Raw genomic sequence first — 21,987 nt, forward strand, 5'->3', positions numbered from 1 at the left:
GGCAAGATTAGCCGTGAGCCGAGAGAGGTGCAACCGGGTGCAACCTGTTTTTTATCGAAATAATCGGCAGCTCATCAGGAATTAATTTCCGGTCCCTGGGCGGCGCTTCTGCTTGGTGCTTTTAATTCTGTAGCGATGGGTTTTTGCTCCAAAAAGGAGCAAAAACGGGGCGTTCGCCGGAAAAATCGCTTGGGTGCAACTTATTCTCGCGAAACAGGTTGCACCTTCTTTGAGTTGTTGAATAGCATTCGCGCCCAAGGTGCAACCGGCCCTCGCGACCGGTTCATCGGCTGATGGCTTTCCTGGGGAAACATCAGTCATAAATGCGCGGAGTACCCAGCCGTCTCTCAAACGTAGCCGTTTGAAAGCGGTGGTGCTGACCGCCGCTACATAAAAACAAAGCCAGGGCGTAACTCAATGAGTGCAAGCAATCCAACCTTGATCACGTTCGTGATCTACATCGCAGCTATGGTGCTGATCGGCTTCATGGCCTATCGCTCTACCAACAACCTTTCTGACTACATCCTCGGTGGCCGCAGCCTGGGTAGCGTGGTGACCGCGCTTTCCGCCGGTGCTTCCGACATGAGCGGCTGGTTGCTGATGGGCCTGCCGGGCGCCATCTACATGTCCGGCCTGTCCGAGAGCTGGATCGCCATCGGCCTGATCGTCGGTGCCTACCTGAACTGGCTGTTCGTCGCCGGTCGTCTGCGAGTACAAACCGAACACAACGGCGATGCATTGACGCTGCCGGACTATTTCTCCAGCCGCTTCGAGGACAAGAGCGGGCTGCTGCGGATCATCTCCGCGATCGTGATCCTGGTGTTCTTCACCATTTACTGCGCTTCCGGCATCGTCGCCGGTGCCCGTCTGTTCGAAAGCACCTTCGGCATGCCTTACGAGACCGCCCTGTGGGCCGGTGCCGCGGCGACCATCGCCTACACCTTCGTTGGTGGTTTCCTGGCAGTGAGCTGGACCGACACCGTACAAGCCACCCTGATGATCTTCGCCCTGCTGCTGACGCCGATCATCGTGCTGCTGGCCACCGGTGGCGTCGACACCACCTTCCTGGCGATCGAAGCCCAGGACCCAAGCAACTTCGACATGCTGAAAAACACCACCTTCATCGGCATCATCTCGCTGATGGGCTGGGGCCTGGGCTACTTCGGCCAGCCGCACATCCTGGCACGCTTCATGGCCGCGGATTCGGTCAAGTCGATCGCCAACGCCCGTCGCATCTCCATGACCTGGATGATCCTGTGCCTGGGCGGCACCGTGGCCGTGGGCTTCTTCGGTATCGCCTACTTCTCGGCACACCCGGAAGTGGCCGGTCCCGTGACCGAGAACCACGAGCGTGTGTTCATCGAACTGGCCAAGCTGCTGTTCAACCCATGGATCGCCGGTGTGCTGCTGTCGGCCATCCTGGCGGCGGTGATGAGCACCCTGAGCTGCCAGTTGCTGGTGTGCTCCAGTGCCCTGACCGAAGACTTCTACAAAGCCTTCCTGCGTAAACATGCTTCCCAGCTGGAGCTGGTGTGGGTCGGTCGCGCCATGGTGCTGCTGGTTGCCCTGGTCGCCATCGCCATGGCCGCCAACCCGGAAAACCGCGTACTGGGCCTGGTCAGCTACGCCTGGGCCGGTTTCGGCGCGGCCTTCGGTCCTGTGGTGCTGATCTCGGTACTGTGGAAAGGCATGACTCGCGACGGTGCGCTGGCCGGCATCATCGTCGGCGCCGTGACCGTGATCCTGTGGAAGCACTTCAATGTGCTGGGCCTGTACGAAATCATCCCGGGCTTCATCTTCGCCAGCCTGGCCATCCTGCTGGTGAGCAAGATGAGCGCGCCGAGCGCCGGCATGGTCCAGCGTTTCGAGGCGGCCGAGAAAGACTACAAGCTCAACCACTGATCGGGAGCCGTTGAGGCGCTAACCCAGCAGTGATTCGAAAAGCCCGCATTCCCTGGGATGCGGGCTTTTTTATGGGCGTGTCTGCGCCGTGGAAGCTCCCGACACGACCTGACGCCGGCCGTGGCACAGGGTAAACTTCGCCCCCTGCGCAGGAGCAACCATGAACTATCGTCACGCCTTCCACGCCGGCAACCACGCCGACGTCTTCAAACACCTGACCCTGACCCGCCTCATCGCCCTGATGTCGCGCAAGGAGCAGCCGTTCGCCTACCTCGACAGTCATGCCGGCATCGGCCTGTACGACCTCCAGGGCGATCAGGCCAACCGCACCGGCGAGTACCTGGAAGGCATCGCGCGCCTGTGGGGCGAGCAGGACCTGCCAGCGCTGACCGCCGACTACATGGCGGTGCTGCACAAGATGAACCCCGATGGCGAACTGCGTTATTACCCGGGCTCGCCCGAGCTGGCGCGGCGCCTGACCCGTTCCCAGGACCGGGTGCTGCTCAACGAGAAGCACCCGGAAGACGGGTTGCTGCTCAAGGAAAACATGAAGGGCGATCGCCGGGTGGCGGTTCACCTGGGCGAGGGCTGGCATGTGGCGCGAGCGCTGCTGCCGGTGGCCGAGAAGCGCGCGGTGATGCTGATCGACCCACCGTTCGAACAGCTCGACGAGATGCAGCGTTGCGCCGCGTCGTTGAAAGAAGCCATCGGCCGGATGCGCCAGACCGTGGCGGCCATCTGGTACCCGGTCAAGGATCAGCGGGCGCTACGCCGCTTCTACCAGGACCTGGCCGGTACCGGCGCGCCGAAGCTGCTGCGTGTGGAACTGCTGGTGCATCCCCTGGATACGCCCAACAGCCTGAACGGCTCGGGCCTGGCGATTGCCAACCCACCGTGGGGGCTGGAAGAGGAATTGCGCGAGCTGCTGCCGTGGCTGGCGCAGAAACTGGGCCAGACCCAGGGCGGCTGGCAGATGGATTGGCTGATCGCCGAATAATGTGAGGTGTAGCCGCTGCCGAGGCACGAGGCTGCGATGGGCAGCGAAGCGGCCCCCGAGGGCGCTCCTGCGGACCGCATCGCAGCCTCGTACCTCGTCAGCGGCTACCGGTCAGATCGGGCAGGTCACGCCAGTGCCGCCGATCCCGCAGTAGCCTTCCGGATTCTTCGCCAGGTACTGCTGGTGGTAGGCCTCGGCGTAATAGAAGGTCGGGGCTTCTTCGATTTCCGTGGTGATGGCGCCCAGCCCGGCCTTGGTCAGCTCGGCCTGGAACACTTTTTCGCTGGCCTTGGCCTGCTCCAGTTGGGTCGGATTGGTGGCATAGATCACCGAGCGGTACTGGGTGCCGATGTCGTTGCCCTGGCGCATGCCCTGGGTCGGGTTATGCAGTTCCCAGAACATCGCCAGCAGTTCCTGGTAGCTGACTTTCTCCGGCTCGTAGACCACCAGCACCACTTCGCTATGGCCGGTCAGGCCCGAGCAGACTTCTTCGTAGGTCGGGTTCGGGGTAAAACCGCCGGCGTAGCCCACCGACGTGCTGAACACGCCCTCGCGCTGCCAGAACTTGCGTTCCGCGCCCCAGAAGCAACCCAGGCCGAAGATGGCGAATTCCACGTTGCCCGGGAACGGGCCCAGCAGTGGGTTGCCGTTGACGAAGTGTTCGGCTGGCACGGTCATCGGGGTTTCGCGGCCAGGCAGGGCTTGTTCTTTGGTAGGTAGCACGTTTTTGTTCACCAGAATTTCCGAGCGCAGAACCATGATCAGTCCTCTCAGTCAGGGTGGGATTGAGTAATTAACCAGACACGCAGTTTGCCCGAGTGTTACAGCGCTGTCAGGCGATTGGGCCGCGCGGATAACGTTTGAGCTTGTCGATCAGCTCCGAGCCGGGGATCGGCCGGTCGAACAGGTAGCCTTGGCCGACATCGCAACGGTGGCGACGCAGGAAGGACAGCTGCTCCGCGGTTTCGATGCCCTCGGCCACCACCTGGATTTTCAGGTTGTGGGCCATGGCGATCACCGCCGAGGTGATTTCCATGTCGTCCTGGTTGGCGGGGATTTCGTGGATGAAGCTGCGATCGATCTTGATGATGTCGATCGGGAATTTCTTCAAGTAGCTCAGCGACGAATAGCCGGTGCCGAAGTCGTCCATGGCCAGGGTCAGGCCGAGCTTTTTCAGCTGGTCGAGTTGCTGGTGGGTGTCTTCGGTGGCTTCCAGCAGCAGGCCTTCGGTCAGTTCCAGCTCCAGCAGCGAGGCGGGCAGCTGTTCTTCCTTGAGGATGCTGGCGATGGAGGCCACCAGGTCCGGGTCGGAAAACTGCTTGGGCGACAGGTTGATCGCCACCTGCAGGTTGCCCAGGCCGGCGGCGGTGAGCTGCTTGCTCATGCGACAGGCCTGGCGCGCGATCCATTTGCCGATCGGGATGATCAGGCCGGTCTCTTCGGCGACGCTGATGAACTGGTCCGGGCGGATCATGCCCTTTTCCGGATGGTTCCAGCGCAGCAGCGCCTCCAGGCCCAGCAGGCGTCCGCTGCGCAGGCACAGCTTGGGCTGGTAGAACACGTCCAGCTCGTTCTGGGTCAGGGCGCGGCGCAGGTTGTTTTCCACGAACAGCTTGTAGCTGGCTTCGGCGTTCAGGGCCTCGGTAAACACCTGCACCTGATGTTTGCCGTTGGCCTTGGCCTTGTGCAGCGCCAGGCCGGCGTTGCGCATCAGGGTCTGCGGGTCGCGGCCGTGCAGCGGTGCGCAGGCCAGGCCCACGGAACCGGTGACGCTGATGAGTTGGTTATCGACGAACATCGGCTTGTCGAGGGTCATCAGCAGCTGGCTGGCGATCTGTTGGCCGGCCTCCAGGTCGGTGTCGTCCAGCAGCACGGCGAACTCGTTACTGGCGAAACGCGCCAGGCTGCCGCTCGGGCTCAGGCTGTTGCGCAGGCGCCGGGCCAGGCTGATCAGCAGCTTGTCGCCGGTCTGGTGGCCGAGGCTGTCGTTGATCCGCTTGAAGTTGTCGATGTCCACCAACAGCAGGCTGATAGGGCTGTCGCTGTCGCGGGCGAAGCGTTCGTCGAGGTTGCGGATGAAGGCGGGGCGGTTGCCCAGGTTGGTCAGGTTGTCGGTGTAGGCCAGGCGCTCGATGCGTTGCTGGGCCAGCTTGGTCTGGGTGATGTCTTCGTAGATGCCGATGTAGTGGGTCAGTTCGCGGTTGTCGCCATAGACCTTGGAGATCGACAGCTGGCCCCAGTACGGCTCCAGGTTCTTGCGCCGGCTCTTGAACTCGCCCTGCCAACTGTTGCTCTTGGCCAGGCTGGAGGGCGCGTCGAACAGCAGTTCGCTGAGGTTCTCCAGCGCCGGCAGTTCCGCCAGCCGATGGCCGTGGACTTCCTCGGTGCTGTACTGGGTGATCGCCGTGAAGCTCGGGTTGACGTACTCCACCACGCCGTCGCAGTTGACCAGCAGAAAGGCATTGGCGCTTTGCTCGACCGCGCGCTGGAACAGGTGCAGGGCGCTGGTGGCGGTACGGCGGTTGTGGTTATTGATGACCTGGGCGAACTGGTCGGCCAGTTCGCCGGCAAAGGCGATTTCATCGGATTGCCAGGCGCGGGTATTGCCCACTTGTTCCAGGCACAGCACGCCGACCACCTGGCCGTCGATGCGGATGCTGGCGTCGAGCATGGCGTTGATGTTGCGCGGGCGCAGGCTTTCGGCCATTTCCCGGGTGCGCGGGTCGCGCATGGCATTGTGCGCATCGATGGCCCGGCTGGTGTGCAGGGCTTCGAGGTAGTCGGGGAAATCGCTGACGTCGATCGCCTCCGGCAGGATGTATTCCTGCAGGTCGCGGTGATAGGCGCAGATCGGCACCAGCAACTGGCCTTCCAGGTTCCAGATGCTGGCACAGTCGATTTCGTAGATGTCGCAGGCGCTGCGGGTAATCAGCTCGGCGGCTTCCAGCAGGGAGTTGTTGGCGCTGTAGCGCTGGCGGGCCAGGAGCAGGATCAGGTCCTGCTGGGCGCGCACCCGTTCGAGGTGCTGGAGTTGTTCCAGCTGGGCCCGCTGGTTGAGTTCCAGGGCGATTTGCAGGCGACTGTTCTGGGTTTCCAGGTCAGGCGCGGAGAGCGGCTGATCGTTGTCGAGCAGGCCGTCGACCACCAGGAAATAACCACGCAGCAGGTGTCGATTGTGCTGTTTGTAGGCTTCGCCGAGTTCCAGCAGGCTGAGTGAGCCCTTGGCGGTGTGCAGGGTGTAGCGAATCAGATAATGCGGGCTGTGGGTCAGTTGCTGCTGGATCGCATCGTGCAGCTGATAACGGGCTTCCGGCTCCATCAGGCTGGCATAGGGCGAGCCGACCAGGGCGCAGAGCTCGACGGCGGGCAGGCCGAATTGGCGTTCACAGTTTGGATCGAGAAACAGCAGGGCCCAGCTCGCTTCATTCAGCCGTTCGAAACGCAGCATGCCGAGCCGCGAGGGCACGGGCAACTGCGTCACTACCTCGGCCACCATACGGCTGGCGGCATCGGGTTGGCTTTTCATGGGGAAACTCGCTTGGTAAATGCTGATCGCGCCGGGCTCACGCCCTCTTTACTGTTGCCTGCGGCAAGGTTGCATCATGCGGCACTGACTGACAAGTGAGATGAAGGCTAAGTGCTATAAGAATCTATCGGCAGAACGGAAGATTTCTGAACGCTAATCTTTCCCGGTGTTTTACCGGGCTTTGGCGGCTGGTTACGGCGATTTTTCGGCAAAAAAAAGCCCCGCCAAATCGACGGGGTTGAGGTGCGAGCGTGGCGCTCGAAAAGGGTGCAACGGCCGGCTTCCCCATGACAGGGAAGCCGGCCGAGTCTTACAGCAGGATGGTGCGGATATCCGCCAGCAGATCGCTCAGACGCTTGGTGAAGCGTGCAGCAGCGGCGCCGTTGATCACGCGGTGATCGTAGGACAGCGACAGCGGCAGCATCAGCTTCGGCTGGAAGGCTTTACCGTCCCAGACTGGCTGGATGGTGGCCTTGGAAACGCCGAGGATCGCCACTTCCGGTGCGTTGACGATCGGCGTGAAGCCGGTGCCGCCAATGTGACCGAGGCTGGAGATGGTGAAGCAGGCGCCCTGCATGTCGTCCGCCGAGAGCTTCTTGGTCCGGGCCTTTTCAGCCAGGGAAGCGGCTTCGGCAGCCAGTTGCAGCAGGCTCTTCTGATCGACGTTCTTGATCACCGGTACCAGCAGGCCATCCGGGGTGTCGACCGCGAAGCCGATGTTCACGTACTTCTTGCGGATGATCGCTTTGCCGCTAGGCGCCAGCGAACTGTTGAAGTCCGGCAGTTCCTTGAGCAGGTGCGCGCAGGACTTCAGCAGCAGCGGCAGGATGGTCAGCTTGACGCCGGCCTTCTCTGCAACGGCTTTCTGGGCGATCCGGAAGGCTTCCAGCTCGGTGATATCGGCCGAGTCGAACTGGGTGACGTGAGGCACGTTCAGCCAGCTGCGATGCAGGTTCGATGCGCCAGCCTGCATCAGGCGGGTCATCGGCACTTCTTCGATCTCGCCGAAGCGGCTGAAGTCCACCACCGGAATCGGCGGGATGCCCGCGCCACCGGTTGCGCCGCCAGCAGCCGGCGCTTCCTTGGCCTTTTGCATCATCGCTTTGACGTAAACCTGCACGTCTTCCTTGAGGATGCGACCGTGCGGACCGCTGGCGCCAACAGCGCTCAGCTCGACGCCGAACTCACGGGCCAGTTGGCGCACCGCAGGACCTGCGTGAACTTTGGCGCCAGGCTTGGCAGGTGCAGCGGCCGGGGCGGCAGCAGGTGCAGCGGCAGCCGGAGCAGCAGCGGCAGGTGCCGGAGCGCTTGGCGCAGCCGCGGCAGCTGGAACCGGGGCAGCAGCAGGTGCCGCGCCTTTGACTTTCAGCTTGAGGATCAGGTCGCCGGTACCGACTTCGTCGTCCAGCTTGATCGCAACGCTTTCCACGATGCCGGCGGCTGGCGATGGGATTTCCATGCTGGCCTTGTCGGACTCGAGGGTGATCAGCGACTGGTCGGCTTCAACGCTGTCGCCAGCCTTGACCAGCACTTCGATGATCTTGGCCTTGCCGGCCGAACCGATGTCCGGGACGTGGATGTCCTGGACGCTGTCGGCCACTGGGGCAGCCGGAGCTGCCGCAGGAGCAGGCGCAGCGGCAGGTGCCGGAGCAGCCGCCTGGGCCGGAGCTGCCGCAGCAGGGGCCGCAGCACTTGCCACTTCCAGATCCAGGATCAGGTCGCCGGTGCCGACTTCGTCGTTGAGCTTGACGCTGATGGCCTTGACCACGCCAGCGGCTGGCGAAGGGATTTCCATGCTGGCCTTGTCGGATTCCAGGGTGATCAACGATTGATCAGCCTCGACCTTGTCGCCGACCTTGACCTGGATCTCGATGATCTGGGCCTTGCCCGACGAACCGATGTCCGGCACGTGCACTTGCTGAACCGAAGCGGCAGCAGGAGCAGCTGGCGCGGCAGCCGGTTTGGCCTCGGCTTTGGCAGCCGGTGCAGCGGCAGGCGCAGGCGCAGGAGCCGCTTGCGCGGCACCCTCGACTTCCAATTCCAGCAGCTCGTCGCCTTCTTTCAGGCGATCGCCCAGCTTCACTTTCAGGCTCTTGATGACGCCGGCTTTGGGCGCCGGCACTTCCATGCTCGCCTTGTCCGATTCCAGCGTCAGGATGCTCTGGTCGGCTTCGATACGGTCGCCGACCTTCACAAACAGTTCGATTACTTCACCTTCACCGCTGCCGATGTCAGGTACGCGAATGAGTTCGCTCACAAAAAATCTCCTCAGCAGTCCAGTGGGTTGCGTTTTTCCGGGTTGATGCCGAACTTGGTGATGGCCTCGGCCACGACCTTAGGTTCGATGTCACCACGGTCAGCCAAGGCTTCCAGGGCTGCCAACACCACGAAATGACGGTCGACTTCGAAGAAGTGACGCAGCTTCTTGCGGCTGTCACTGCGGCCGAAACCGTCGGTGCCCAGGACTTTGAATTCCTTGGACGGGACCCACTGACGAATCTGTTCGGCGAACAGCTTCATGTAGTCGGTAGAGGCGATGACCGGACCTTTACGGCCGCTCAGGCACTCTTCGACATAGCTCAGCTTAGGCTTCTGGCCCGGGTGCAGACGGTTGCTGCGCTCGACTGCCAGGCCATCGCGACGCAGTTCGTTGAAGCTGGTAACGCTCCAGACGTCCGCGCCCACGTTGAATTCTTCACGCAGGATCTTCGCCGCTTCACGGACTTCGCGCAGGATGGTACCGGAGCCCATCAGCTGTACGTGGTGCGCCGCTTCGCGGGTGTCTTCCTCGAGCAGGTACATGCCCTTGATGATGCCTTCCTCTACACCGGCCGGCATGGCTGGCTGCTGGTAGGACTCGTTCATCACGGTGATGTAGTAGAAGACGTCCTGTTGCTCTTCGGTCATCTTCTTCATGCCGTCCTGGATGATCACCGCCAGCTCGTAGCCATAGGTCGGATCGAAGGTGCGGCAGTTCGGGATGGTGCCCGCCAGCATGTGGCTGTGACCGTCTTCGTGCTGCAGGCCTTCACCGTTGAGGGTGGTACGGCCGGCGGTACCGCCGATCAGGAAGCCACGGGTACGGCTGTCGCCAGCGGCCCAGGCCAGGTCGCCGATACGCTGGAAGCCGAACATCGAATAGAAGATGTAGAACGGCAGCATCGGCTGGTTGTGGCTGGAGTACGAGGTACCGGCTGCAATGAAGGAGCTCATGGCGCCCGCTTCGTTGATGCCTTCCTCGAGGATCTGGCCCTTCTTGTCTTCGCGGTAGAACATCACCTGGTCTTTATCGACTGGCTCGTAGAGCTGGCCGACGGACGAGTAGATGCCCAGCTGACGGAACATGCCTTCCATACCGAAGGTACGGGCTTCGTCGGGGATGATCGGCACGATGCGCTGGCCGATTTCCTTGTCCTTGACCAGCTGCGCGAGGATCCGCACGAAGGCCATGGTGGTGGAGATTTCGCGGTCGCCCGAACCGTCGAGGATGGCCTTGAGGGTATCCAGTGGCGGGGTCGGGATGTTGAAGCTCTTGGCGCGACGCTGAGGCACGAAACCGCCCAGCGCGGCACGACGCTCGCTCAGGTAGCGGGCTTCGGCACTGCCTTCTTCCGGCTTGAAGAACGGCAGGTTTTCGATTTCTTCGTCCTTGACCGGAATGTCGAAGCGGTCGCGGAACAACTTCAGGCTGTCGACATCGACTTTCTTGGTGTTGTGCGCGGTGTTCTTCGCTTCGCCGGCGCCGGTGCCATAACCCTTGATGGTCTTGGCCAGGATGACGGTCGGTTGCTCTTTGTGGTTGACCGCCTCGTGGTAGGCCGCATAGACCTTGTACGGGTCGTGGCCGCCACGGTTGAGTTTCCAGATTTCGTCGTCGGACAGGTCTTCGACCATCGCCTTGAGTTCTGGCGTGTTGAAGAAGTGCTCACGCACGAAGGCGCCGTCTTTGGCCTTGTAGTTCTGGTACTCGCCGTCGATGACTTCGTCCATGCGGCGTTGCAGGATGCCGTCGGTGTCCTTGGCCAGCAGTGGGTCCCAGAAGCGGCCCCAGATGACCTTGTTCACATTCCACTGGGCGCCACGGAACACGCCTTCGAGTTCCTGGATGATCTTGCCGTTGCCGCGAACCGGGCCGTCGAGGCGCTGCAGGTTGCAGTTGATGACGAAGATCAGGTTGTCCAGCTTCTCGCGGCCAGCCAGGGAGATCGCGCCCAGGGATTCCGGCTCGTCGCACTCGCCGTCGCCCATGAAGCACCAGACTTTCTGCTTGCCTGGCTGGATGAAGCCGCGGGCTTCCAGGTACTTCATGAAGCGCGCCTGGTAGATCGCCTGGATCGGACCCAGACCCATGGAGACGGTCGGGAACTGCCAGAAATCAGGCATCAGCCATGGGTGCGGGTAGGAGGACAGGCCGTTGCCGTCCACTTCCTGACGGAAGTTGTTCATCTGGTCTTCGCTGATGCGGCCTTCCATGAAAGCGCGAGCGTAGACGCCAGGGGAGGCGTGGCCCTGGAAGTAGATCAGGTCGCCGCCATGTTCTTCGGTTGGCGCCTGGAAGAAGTAGTTGAAGCCGATGTCATACAGCGTCGCACTGGAAGCGAAGCTGGAGATGTGACCGCCCAGGTCAGAATCTTTCAGGTTCGTACGCATGACCATGGCCAACGCGTTCCAACGTACCAGCGAGCGAATGCGGCGTTCCATGAACAGGTCGCCAGGCATGCGTGCTTCGTGGGTAACGGGAATCGTGTTGCGGTACGGCGTGGTGATGGCGTAGGGCAGTTGCGAGCCGCTGCGGGTCGCGAGTTCGCCCATACGGGTCATCAGGTAGTGAGCACGGTCTTCGCCTTCTTTGTCGAGAACCGATTCCAGGGCGTCCAGCCATTCCTGGGTTTCGACGGGATCGAGGTCTTGCATGGCTTGCTCCAGGGCGGAAAGGCTTCCAGAATCGGTTGCCTGAGTTTGCGACTGGCCTTGTGGGCAGACGATAAAATTCTTGGATTGCCGGAGGTTGATACGGCGGCGTGTAGTTTTACTACAAATCGTCGGCCATTTCAGCCTTTCGAATGTATAGACGAGTAGTAAAACTACAGAAGATTGGCTTGTGGCCTCCTGCTGCGTTGTGAGAATAATCGTTACTGTTGGTCGATTTCCAACACCAATGGGTAAGAATTTGATGCTGGCTGCCAAAATAATAAAAGATTCAGCTATTTCTAACTTTTGTTCGACAGTCCTTCAAGGGCCGCGCCCGCAGAATTTGCCCCGACCGCCCCTTTCTACGCCGATCAAGGATAGCCCATGAGCCTGCCCGCGCTTGCCGAACTCCCAGCGACTCTCCTGCCTTTTGTCAGCCGTGCGGAGCAGTCGTTCCGTAGTGCCGTGGCGACCCTGGACGACGATCACGGGCTCGCCGCCTGGACCCCCGAGCGCTGGGCCGAATTCGCCCGGGTGAGCGCCGCCAGCGACTTTTTCATTGAACAGAGCCTTCGTGACCCTTTGATGTTGCTGGAGCTGGTGCGCGGCGGCGAGCTCGACCGCGGCTTCGTCCCGGGCGAGCTGTGCGCGCAGATCGCCGCGGCGGTGCAGCAGGCCACCAGCGAAGACGAGTTGGGGCGAGTACTGCGGCGTCAACGCAATCGTCATCAGGTGCGGATCATCTGGCGCGACCTGACACGCCAGGCGGATCTGGTGCAGACCTGTCGCGACCTGTCGGACATGGCCGACGCCTGCATCGACCAGGCCTATCAATGGTTGTACCAGCGCCACTGCGAGCAGTTCGGTACTCCTACCGGTCGGCGCAGCGGCGAGCCGCAGCAGATGGTCATCCTCGGCATGGGCAAGCTGGGCGCCGTCGAACTGAACCTGTCGTCCGACATCGACCTGATCTTCGCCTACCCCGAAGGCGGGGAAACTGTAGGCGTGAAGCGTGCGCTGGATAACCAGGAGTTTTTCATCCGCCTGGGGCAGCGCCTGATCAAGGCGCTGGACCCGATGACCGTCGACGGTTTCGTGTTTCGCGTCGACATGCGCCTGCGGCCCTACGGTTCGGCGGGCGCCCTGGTGCTGAGCTTCAATGCGCTGGAGCAGTACTATCAGGATCAGGGCCGTGACTGGGAGCGCTACGCGATGATCAAGGCGCGGGTGGTGGCGGGTGACCAGGTCGCCGGCGCGCAGTTGCTCGACATGCTGCGGCCTTTTGTCTATCGGCGTTACCTGGACTTCTCGGCGATCGAAGCGCTGCGCACCATGAAGCAGCTGATCCAGCAGGAAGTGCGGCGCAAGGGCATGGCCGACAATATCAAGCTGGGCTCCGGCGGGATTCGTGAAGTCGAGTTCATCGCCCAGGCTTTCCAGCTGATCCACGGCGGGCGCGACCTGAGCCTGCAGCAGCGTCCTCTATTAAAGGTGCTGACCACCCTGGAGGGGCAGGGTTACCTGCCGCCCGCGGTGATCGCCGAGCTGCGGGAAGGTTACGAATTCCTGCGTTACACCGAGCACGCGATCCAGGCGATCGCCGACCGGCAGACGCAGATGTTGCCGGACAATCCACAGGATCAGGCGCGTATTGCCTTCATGCTGGGTTTTGCCGACTGGGCGGCGTTCCATGAGCGGCTGATGTACTGGCGCGGTCGGGTGGAATGGCACTTCCGTCAGGTGATCGCCGATCCGGATGAAGACGAAGGCCACGAGTGCGAAGTGGTGGTCGGCGGTGAATGGCTGCCGTTGTGGGAAGAAGCCCAGGACGAAGAGGCTGCCTGCCGGCAGTTGCAGGAAGGCGGTTTCAATGACGCGCCCAAGGCGCTCAGGGCGCTGGCCGGCCTGCGTGGTAGCCCGCAATTGCGAGCCATGCAGCGTTTGGGGCGCGAACGCCTAGATGCCTTTATTCCCCGCCTGCTGGCCCAGGCGGTGGAGCATGCCGATCCGGATTTGGTGCTGGAGCGGGTGTTGCCGCTGGTCGAGGCGGTGGCGCGGCGTTCGGCCTATCTGGTGTTGCTCACCGAGAATCCCGGGGCCTTGCGCCGTCTGCTGACCCTGTGTGCCGCCAGCCCGTGGATCGCCGAACAGATCACCCGCTTCCCGCTGCTGCTCGATGAGTTGCTCAACGAAGGCCGGCTGTTCAAGCCGCCATTGGCGCCGGAACTGGCCGCCGAGTTGCGCGAGCGCCTGACGCGCATCCCCGAGGACGATCTGGAACAGCAGATGGAGGCGCTGCGTCACTTCAAGCTGGCCCACCGCCTGCGGGTGGCAGCCTCGGAAATCGCCGGCAGCCTGCCGTTGATGAAGGTCAGCGATTACCTGACCTGGCTGGCCGAGGCGATCCTCGAACAGGTGCTGGCCCTGGCCTGGCGCCAGACGGTGGCCAAATACGGCGCTCCGCAGCGCACCGATGGCACCTTGTGCGATCCCGGCTTCATTATTGTCGGTTATGGGAAAGTCGGCGGCCTGGAACTCGGGCATGGTTCCGACCTGGACCTGGTGTTCATCCATGACGGCGATCCGCAGGCGGAAACCGATGGCCCGAAACCGATCGACGGCGCGCAGTTCTTCACCCGTCTGGGCCAGCGGATCATTCACCTGCTGACCACCCAGACCAACTCCGGCCAGCTGTACGAAGTGGACATGCGTCTGCGGCCGTCCGGGGCGTCGGGCTTGCTGGTGAGTTCGCTGGGGGCTTTCGCCCGTTACCAGGAGAACGAAGCCTGGACCTGGGAGCATCAGGCGCTGGTGCGTGCCCGGGTGCTGGTGGGTAGCCAGGATGTCGGCCAGGCCTTCGAGAAAGTGCGGGCGGCGGTGCTGGGTCGTGCCCGTGATCTGCCCAAGTTGCAGCAGGAGGTCAGCGAGATGCGGGCCAAGATGCGCGACAACCTGGGGACCAGGGCGACGGCTGCCGGAACCGCGGCAAATGCCTTCGAGGCCACGGCGCCGTTCGACCTCAAGCAGGACGCCGGAGGTATCGTCGACATCGAATTTATGGTGCAATACGCGGCCCTGGCGTGGTCGCAAGAGCACCCGTCATTGCTGCGCTACACCGACAATATCCGCATTCTGGAAGGTCTGGAGGAAGTCGGGCTGATGCCCGCGACCGACGCCAGTCTGTTGCGCGAGGTCTATAAGGCCTACCGCTCCGCGGCTCACCGCCAGGCCTTGCAGAACGAGGCCGGGGTCATCGCCGGCGACCAGTTCGCCAGCGAGCGACGGGAGGTATTGCGGATTTGGCGCGAGCTGGGGCTAAGCTAGGCAGCGTGCGCTGCGTTGCCACAAATGTATCCGGCGAGCCCTGTTGCGGCTCGTCCACAATGAGCCGGCGGTGAATGCCGCAGGGCTGGATTCTCGAGGCGGGGAGGCGTAAGCCTCCCCGGTTCGTTTTTGGAAACCACATGAATATTCTGATCGTTGGGCCCAGTTGGGTCGGTGACATGGTGATGGCGCAGACACTCTTCCAGTGCCTGAAACAGCGCCATCCTCAATGCGAGATCGACGTGCTGGCCCCCGAGTGGAGCCGGCCGATCCTGGAGCGCATGCCGCAAGTGCGGCGGGCCTTGAGCTTCCCGCTCGGCCACGGCGTGCTGGAACTGGCGACTCGCCGGCGCATCGGCAAATCCCTGGTCGGCCAGTACGACCAGGCCATCCTGCTGCCCAACTCGTTGAAGTCGGCGCTGGTGCCGTTTTTTGCCGGCATCGCGCAACGCACCGGCTGGCGTGGCGAGTTCCGCTACGGCCTGCTCAACGACGTGCGCACGCTGGACAAAGAACGTTATCCGCTGATGATCGAGCGCTTCATGGCCCTGGCTTATGAGCCGGGCGCCGAGCTGCCCAAGCCATATCCGCGTCCCGACCTGCAGATCGATCCGGCCAGCCGCGAAGCGGCGCTGGCCAAGTTCGGCCTGACCCTGGATCGCCCGGTGCTGGCGCTGTGTCCGGGAGCCGAATTCGGCGAAGCCAAGCGCTGGCCGTCCGAGCATTACGCCAAGGTTGCCGAGCTGAAGATCCGCGAGGGCTGGCAGGTCTGGCTGTTCGGTTCGAAGAACGATCACGTGGTCGGCGAAGACATTCGCGCCCGATTGATTCCTGGGCTGCGCGAAGAGTCGGTCAACCTCTGCGGCGGCACCTCCCTGGCCGAGGCCATCGACCTGTTGTCCTGCGCCGATTCCGTGGTGTCCAACGACTCCGGGTTGATGCACGTGGCGGCGGCGCTGAATCGCCCGCTGGTGGCGGTGTACGGTTCGACATCGCCGGGTTTCACCCCGCCCTTGGCCGACCAGGTCGAAGTCGTGCGCCTGGGCATCGAGTGCAGCCCATGCTTCGATCGCACCTGTCGCTTTGGCCATTACAACTGCCTGCGCCAGCTGTTGCCCGACTCGGTGGACCAGGCCTTGCAGCGGTTGCAAGGCACTGCGGTCGAGGTTCGGTAAGTGCGGGTACTGTTGATCAAGACCTCTTCCCTGGGCGACGTGATTCATGCGCTGCCGGCGCTGACCGATGCGGCGCGGGCGATCCCGGGGATCAAGTTCGACTGGGTGGTGGAAGAGGGGTTCGCGGAAATCCCGACCTGGCACCCGGCTGTGGATAAAGTGATCCCGGTGGCGATTCGCCGCTGGCGCAAGAACATCTGGCAGACCATCAAGAGTGGCGAGTGGCGGCGCTTCAAGCAAAGCGTGCGTGCCACCAAGTACGATCTGGTGATCGACGCCCAGGGCTTGCTGAAAAGCGCCTGGCTGACGCGCTACGTCAAGGCGCCGGTGGCCGGCCTGGACAAGCAGTCGGCACGCGAGCCCCTGGCGGCGCGTTTCTATTCGCGGCGCCTGGCCGTCGCCCGCGGCCAGCATGCCGTGGAGCGTGTGCGCCAGCTGTTCGCCGTGGCGCTGGGGTATGACTTGCCCCAAGGCCTGGGCGATTACGGCCTGAACGTCGAGAAATTGGTGGAGTTGCCGCGGCCCAAGCCGTTCGTGGTGTTCCTGCACGGCACCACCTGGGACACCAAGCACTGGCCGGAAGCCTACTGGCGCGAGCTGGCCGAACGCATGGGCCAGCTGGGCGTCGAGGTCAGGCTGCCGTGGGGCAACCCGGCGGAGAAGGCCCGGGCCGAGCGTATTGCCCAGGGCCTGAGCAACGCCACGGTGCTGCCGAAGCTGAACCTGGCGGGCGTCGCCAGGGTGCTGGCGCAAGCCCAGGCCTGTGTCGCGGTGGATACCGGGCTTGGCCATCTCGCGGCGGCGCTGGATGTGCCGACCATTTCCCTGTTCGGCCCGACCAACCCGGGCCTGACCGGTGCCTATGGCAAGGCGCAGATCCATATGGCCAGCGACTTCCCCTGCGCGCCGTGCCTGCAGAAAAAATGCACCTATCAACCGACGGCTGAAGATCAGCGGCGGTTCGACCTGAAACGCGAGTGGCCGCTGTGCTTCACGCGTCTGAATCCTGAGCGTGTCGCCAGCCGGCTGAGCAGGTTGTTACTGGCTGAGGAGCTGCGCTGATGCAATTGGCTTTTGTCCTTTATAAATACTTCCCGTTCGGCGGCCTGCAACGGGACTTCATGCGCATCGCCCTGGAGTGCCAGAAACGCGGGCACCAGATTCGCGTCTATACGCTGATCTGGGAAGGCGATGTGCCGCCGGGTTTTGAGGTGCTGGTGGCGCCGGTCAAGGCGTTCTTCAACCATCGTCGTAACGAGAAGCTCAGCGCCTGGATGGAGGCCGACCTGGCCAAGCGTCCGGTGGACCGCCTGATCGGCTTCAACAAGATGCCCGGCCTGGACGTGTACTACGCCGCCGACGGCTGCTTCGAAGACAAGGCGCAGAACCTGCGTCATTCGCTGTACCGCCGTTGGGGTCGCTACCGGCACTTCGCCGAATACGAGCGGGCGGTGTTCGCCCGGGACGCCAAGACCGAAGTGCTGATGATTTCCGAGGTCCAGCAGCCGCTGTTCATCAAGCATTACGACACCCCGGTGGAGCGTTTCCACCTGCTGCCGCCAGGCATCGCCCAGGACCGTCGCGCACCGGCCAACGCGGCCGAGATCCGCGCCGAATTCCGTCGCGAGTTCGCCCTGAAAGACGATGATTTGCTGCTGGTGCAGATCGGTTCCGGGTTCAAGACCAAGGGCGTGGATCGCAGCCTCAAGGCCGTGGCCGCCTTGCCGCCGGAACTGAAGAAACGCACCCGGCTATTTGTAATTGGCCAGGACGACCCCAAAGTATTCCAATTGCAGAGCGCGGCATTGGGCCTGGGCGAGCATGTGCAGTTCCTCAAGGGGCGCAGTGATATCCCGCGTTTCCTGTTGGGCGCCGACCTGTTGATCCACCCGGCGTACAACGAAAACACCGGCACTGTGCTGCTGGAAGCGCTGGTGGCCGGCTTGCCGGTGCTGGTCAGCGCGGTCTGCGGTTATGCCCATTACATCGCCGAGGCAGACAGCGGCCTGGTACTGGATGAGCCACTGGAGCAGGGACAGCTCAATCAATACCTGAACACCATGTTGACCGACGACGCTGCACGCGCGACCTGGAGCCGTAACGGCCTGGCGTTCGCCGAGACGGCCGACCTCTATAGCATGCCGCAGCACGCTGCGGATGTGATTCTGGCGGAGCAACACTGATGAAGTTGATTCTTGCCGAACCGTTCAAGACCCTTTGGGCCGGACGCGATGCGTTCGCCGAAGTCGAGCGTCTGGACGGCCAGGTCTACCGTGAACTGGAAGCCCGCCGTACCTTGCGTACCGAGGTGGCTGGCGAAGGGTTCTTCGTAAAGATTCACCGCGGTATCGGTTGGGGCGAGATCTTCAAGAACCTGCTCACCGCCAAGCTGCCGGTGCTCGGCGCGGGTCAGGAATGGCAGGCCATCCAGCGCCTGCAGGAAGCCGACGTGCCGACCATGACCGCCGTCGCCTATGGCGAGCGCGGCAGCAACCCGGCCAACCAGCATTCGTTCATCGTTACCGAGGAGCTGGCGCCGACCATCAGCCTCGAAGACTTCAGCATCGACTGGGTCAAGCAACCGCCTCAGCCCAGGCTCAAGCGCGCGCTGATCGCCGAAGTGGCGCGCATGACCGGCATGATGCACCGCGCCGGGGTCAACCATCGCGACTGCTACATCTGCCACTTCCTGCTGCACACCGACAAGCCGGTGACACCCGATGATTTCAAGCTCTCGGTGATCGACCTGCACCGCGCCCAGACTCGTCCGGCCATCACCCGGCGCTGGCGCGACAAGGACCTGGCGGCGCTGTATTTCTCGGCACTGGATATCGGCCTGACCCGGCGCGACAAGCTGCGCTTCCTCAAGGGTTATTTCCAGCAGCCGTTGCGCCAGATCCTGAGCGACGAAGCGCCTCTGCTGGCCTGGCTGGAGGGCAAGGCCAGCAAGCTCTACGCACGCAAGCAGCGATACGGAGATGCGCTCTGATGGCGGGTTGGAACCTTGAACCTGGGTATCGGGAGCTGGCGCAGGACTTCGGCAGTCTGGATGCGGTCTTTGCCCTCGAGGGCGAACACCTGACCCGCGACCCGCTGTCGGAGGTCATCCGGGTCGAACGCAACGGCATCAACTATTACGTCAAGCGCTACACCGGTGCTGGCAAGAACCTGCGGCGCTATCTGGGCAAGCCGCGGGTCAAGTCCGAGTGGCAGAACCTCAAGCGTTTCGCCAAGTGGGGCATTCCCACTGCCGAGGTGGTGGCCTGGGGCCTGGAGCGCCGTGGCCTGGCGTACGACCGTGGAGCGATGATCACCCGCGAGCTGCCACGCACCGAAGACCTGTCGGTCCTGGCCGAGCGCAACGACCCGCTGCTGGCCGATCGGGCCTGGGTGGACCGGGTCAGCCAGCAGCTGGCGCGCTACACGCGGATCATGCATGAGCATCGCTTTACCCATAACGACTTGAAGTGGCGCAACCTGCTGATCGACGATGAGGTCCGGCTGTACCTGATCGATTGCCCCAATGGCGATTTCTGGCGCGGTTTCTGGCTCAAGTACCGGATCACCAAGGACCTGGCGTGCCTGGACAAGGTGGCCAAGTATCATTTATCCGCCACCCAGCGCCTGCGCTTCTATTTGCAGTACCGCCAGCGCACCCGGCTGAATGCCGCGGACAAGTGCCGTATCCGGCACGTGCTGAGATTTTTCGAGGGACGCGAATGACCGATTTCCTGGCGGCTCAGGACCGTGCGTTGCTGGAGCGCCACGGCCTCGACAGCTTCGACGCGTTGTGGGCCAAGCAACTTGAAGCGGTGGACGAGCCCAACACCGATGGCGGGGGCTGGAGCAGCGTGTATCGCCTCGACCTGGAAGGCCACGGCTACTACCTCAAGCGCCAGAGCAACTACCTGACGCGGACCCTGCACCGGCCGTTCGGCGAGCCGAGTTTCGCCCGCGAGTTTCGCAATATCAGCCGCTACCAGCAGTTGGGCATTCCAGCGCTGCAGGCGGCCTTCTTTGGCGAGCGCAAGGTGGCTGGCGAAACCCGGGCGATCCTGCTGACCCGGGCGCTGGATGGCTGGAACGACCTGGATTCGCTGCTGCAACAATGGGCGCAGCTCAGCCCGGACCAGCACGCAGCAATCCTGCGGGCCTGTGGCCTGCTGGCGCGTCAGTTGCACGCGGTGCGCCAGGTGCACGGCTGCTTTTATCCCAAGCATATTTTCCTGCGGGCCACCGGCGACGGTTACCAGGCGCAATTGATCGACCTGGAAAAGACCCGTCCGCTGTTGTTCGGCCAGCGTGACCGGGTCAAGGACCTGGAGCCGCTGTTGCGTCGCGCCCCGGTCTGGAGTGAGGGCGATGTGCGCGCCTTGCTTGCGACCTATCTGGATCAGCCGCGGGACAGCTCGCTGGTCGATGCCTGGCTGAACCGCCTGAGTGCGCGCCGCAGCCACAAGGAGACTCGTTGATGCGTCTGTCCGAACTTGAACGGGCCGGCCGCGCGCCAAGCCTGCCGTTGAGTCTGGAGCTGGCCGACGCTGCCGGGCCGGCCACGCTGCAGTTGCTCAGCCTGCTGCGGGTGCTACCGGGGCAGCGCTACGTCGGCGCCGGTGTATGGCGCGGGCGTCCGGTGCTGGCCAAGTTACTGGTGGGGCCCAAGGCGGCGCGGCATTTCCAGCGTGAGCTGCAGGGTGTGCGCCTGCTTGAAGAGCAGGGCATGACCACGCCGCTGTTGCTGGCCGACGGCCTGAAGGAAGGCGAGGGCGGCTGGCTGCTGTTCGAGTTCCTGGAAGGCTCCGAGAGCCTGGGCGATGCCTGGAAACAGGTGGAGTCGTTGCCGGCGCTGGCCGATGAGCAGCAGGCAGTACTCGCCGAGGCCCTGGCCGCCATTGCCGAACTGCATGGCAAGGGCCTGTGGCAGGAAGACCTGCATCTGGACAACCTGCTGCGTCATCAGGGCAAGCTGTATCTGATCGACGGTGCCGGGATCTGCGTGGAGCAGGCGGGCAAACCGCTGTCCCGGCAGAAAGTCCTGGAAAACCTCGGGGTGTTTTTCGCCCAGTTGCCCAAGAGCCTGGAGCCTTTTACCGAAGAGCTGCTGGTGCATTACCTGCTGAATAATGCCGAGCATGCCTTGCCGCTGGAAGCCTTGCAGAAGCAGGTGGACAAGGTGCGCAGCTGGCGCTTGAAGGATTTCCTCAACAAGGTCGGTCGCGAGTGCACCCTGTTCAGCGTGCTGCGCGGGCCCTTCGCCTTGCGGGCGATTCGGCGCGAGGAAGAGGCGGCAATGCTGCCGGTGCTGGAGCAGGCCGACGCGCTGCTGGACCGCGGGCACCTGTACAAGACCGGTGGCGCCGCCAGCGTCGGCCGGGTCGAAGTGGCGGGCCGCACCCTGGTGGTCAAGCGCTACAACATCAAGGGTTTTGCCCATTGGCTCAAGCGCTTCTGGCGCCCCAGCCGGGCCTGGCATTCGTGGCAGGAGGGCAATCGCCTGGCATTCCTCGGCGTCGCCACGCCCAAGCCGCTGGCCTTGCTGGAGAAGCGTTTTCTCTGGCTGCGCAGTCGGGCCTATCTGGTGACCGAATACCTGGCGGGGCCGGACATTATCGAACGCTTCGCGCCCTATATCGACAGCGGCGCGGCTCCGGAAGCGGAGTTGCAGGCGCTGGACCGGCTGTTTGCCGAGTTGATCCGCGAACGCATCAGCCATGGCGACTTCAAGGGGCACAACCTGTTCTGGCAAGAGGACCGTTGGGCGCTGATCGACCTGGACTCAATGTGCCAGCACCACAGCCTCGGCAGCTTCGCCCCGGCCTACGCCCGCGACCGTGCGCGCTTCATGCGTAACTGGCCAGAAAGCAGCGCGCTGTATCAGGTCATCGACCAGCGCCTGCCTAAAACCGCCGAATCGTCCATGGGCTGACCTGCGACTTGTAGCCGCTGCCACAGGCTGCGATCGACTCCGCAGGAGGCGCTGCTTTTGAGGCCCTCGGAAGGCCCTGCGGGCCTTATCGCAGCCTGCGGCAGCGGCTACAGGGAGTGAGGCGCTTCAGCCTTGGCGCTTGTCGCTAGAGGCTTGCCCCTTCTTTTACGTTATAATCCCGCCCTTTCGTTGTTTCTCGCCCCTTGCGAGCACACATCATTTTCAA

At 63.0% G+C, this 21,987-nt stretch carries 14 protein-coding genes; 10 read left to right on the forward strand and 4 right to left on the reverse strand.

Annotation, left to right across the window (positions count from 1 at the left end; all coding sequences use genetic code 11):
* Window positions 1-417: 417 nt before the first annotated feature.
* Together putP and rlmJ are read left to right on the forward strand one after the other, a co-directional pair.
* A complete protein-coding gene (putP, locus tag BMY68_RS26585) occupies window positions 418-1,902 on the forward strand; it encodes a sodium/proline symporter PutP (protein ID WP_009041859.1) in 1,485 nt (494 codons plus the stop codon).
* A gap of 160 nt (window positions 1,903-2,062) precedes the next feature.
* Window positions 2,063-2,899, forward strand: a complete 837-nt coding sequence (gene rlmJ / locus BMY68_RS26590) for a 23S rRNA (adenine(2030)-N(6))-methyltransferase RlmJ (RefSeq protein WP_007926805.1) — start codon at window positions 2,063-2,065, stop codon at window positions 2,897-2,899.
* A gap of 111 nt (window positions 2,900-3,010) precedes the next feature.
* Here rlmJ and msrA read toward each other — a convergent pair whose 3' ends face one another.
* The 4 genes from msrA to aceE form a co-directional block, all read right to left on the reverse strand.
* Window positions 3,011-3,658 carry a peptide-methionine (S)-S-oxide reductase MsrA gene (gene msrA, locus BMY68_RS26595; protein WP_007926804.1) on the reverse strand — a complete coding sequence of 216 codons (648 nt, stop codon included), beginning with the start codon at window positions 3,656-3,658 and terminating at the stop codon, window positions 3,011-3,013.
* Window positions 3,659-3,731: 73 nt separating this feature from the next.
* Window positions 3,732-6,425: a putative bifunctional diguanylate cyclase/phosphodiesterase gene (locus BMY68_RS26600; RefSeq protein WP_009041860.1), complete on the reverse strand. Its 2,694-nt coding sequence runs from the start codon at window positions 6,423-6,425 to the stop codon at window positions 3,732-3,734.
* Between the two features lie 310 nt (window positions 6,426-6,735).
* Window positions 6,736-8,682, reverse strand: a complete 1,947-nt coding sequence (gene aceF, locus BMY68_RS26605; RefSeq protein WP_085533576.1) for a dihydrolipoyllysine-residue acetyltransferase — start codon at window positions 8,680-8,682, stop codon at window positions 6,736-6,738.
* Between the two features lie 11 nt (window positions 8,683-8,693).
* On the reverse strand, window positions 8,694-11,339 hold the full coding sequence (aceE, locus tag BMY68_RS26610) for a pyruvate dehydrogenase (acetyl-transferring), homodimeric type (protein ID WP_007926801.1): 2,646 nt from the start codon (window positions 11,337-11,339) through the stop codon (window positions 8,694-8,696).
* Window positions 11,340-11,720: 381 nt separating this feature from the next.
* Between aceE and glnE the strand changes: the two genes are divergently transcribed.
* From glnE to BMY68_RS26650, 8 genes are all read left to right on the forward strand, one after another.
* Window positions 11,721-14,660: a bifunctional [glutamate--ammonia ligase]-adenylyl-L-tyrosine phosphorylase/[glutamate--ammonia-ligase] adenylyltransferase gene (gene glnE / locus BMY68_RS26615; RefSeq protein ID WP_085533578.1), complete on the forward strand. Its 2,940-nt coding sequence runs from the start codon at window positions 11,721-11,723 to the stop codon at window positions 14,658-14,660.
* A 140-nt stretch (window positions 14,661-14,800) separates the two neighbouring features.
* A complete protein-coding gene (gene waaF, locus BMY68_RS26620) occupies window positions 14,801-15,835 on the forward strand; it encodes a lipopolysaccharide heptosyltransferase II (RefSeq protein ID WP_007926799.1) in 1,035 nt (344 codons plus the stop codon).
* Entirely contained in the window at window positions 15,836-16,897 is a 1,062-nt protein-coding gene (gene waaC, locus BMY68_RS26625; protein WP_085533580.1) for a lipopolysaccharide heptosyltransferase I, read from the forward strand.
* Window positions 16,897-18,018, forward strand: a complete 1,122-nt coding sequence (locus BMY68_RS26630) for a glycosyltransferase family 4 protein (protein WP_009041865.1) — start codon at window positions 16,897-16,899, stop codon at window positions 18,016-18,018. Before waaC ends, BMY68_RS26630 begins: the two co-directional genes overlap by 1 nt.
* On the forward strand, window positions 18,018-18,824 hold the full coding sequence (gene rfaP, locus BMY68_RS26635) for a lipopolysaccharide core heptose(I) kinase RfaP (RefSeq protein ID WP_085533582.1): 807 nt from the start codon (window positions 18,018-18,020) through the stop codon (window positions 18,822-18,824). Before BMY68_RS26630 ends, rfaP begins: the two co-directional genes overlap by 1 nt.
* Complete coding sequence (locus BMY68_RS26640) at window positions 18,824-19,558, forward strand: lipopolysaccharide kinase InaA family protein (protein ID WP_007926795.1); 735 nt, start codon at window positions 18,824-18,826, stop codon at window positions 19,556-19,558. Before rfaP ends, BMY68_RS26640 begins: the two co-directional genes overlap by 1 nt.
* Window positions 19,555-20,307 carry a lipopolysaccharide kinase InaA family protein gene (locus tag BMY68_RS26645; protein ID WP_085533584.1) on the forward strand — a complete coding sequence of 251 codons (753 nt, stop codon included), beginning with the start codon at window positions 19,555-19,557 and terminating at the stop codon, window positions 20,305-20,307. Before BMY68_RS26640 ends, BMY68_RS26645 begins: the two co-directional genes overlap by 4 nt.
* Complete coding sequence (locus BMY68_RS26650; protein ID WP_085533586.1) at window positions 20,307-21,761, forward strand: lipopolysaccharide kinase InaA family protein; 1,455 nt, start codon at window positions 20,307-20,309, stop codon at window positions 21,759-21,761. The genes BMY68_RS26645 and BMY68_RS26650 overlap by 1 nt, the downstream gene beginning before the upstream one ends.
* Window positions 21,762-21,987 lie beyond the last annotated feature (226 nt).

It is taken from the genome of Pseudomonas sp. NFACC41-3 (assembly GCF_900109505.1).
In the GTDB taxonomy this organism is placed as follows: domain Bacteria; phylum Pseudomonadota; class Gammaproteobacteria; order Pseudomonadales; family Pseudomonadaceae; genus Aquipseudomonas; species Aquipseudomonas chlororaphis.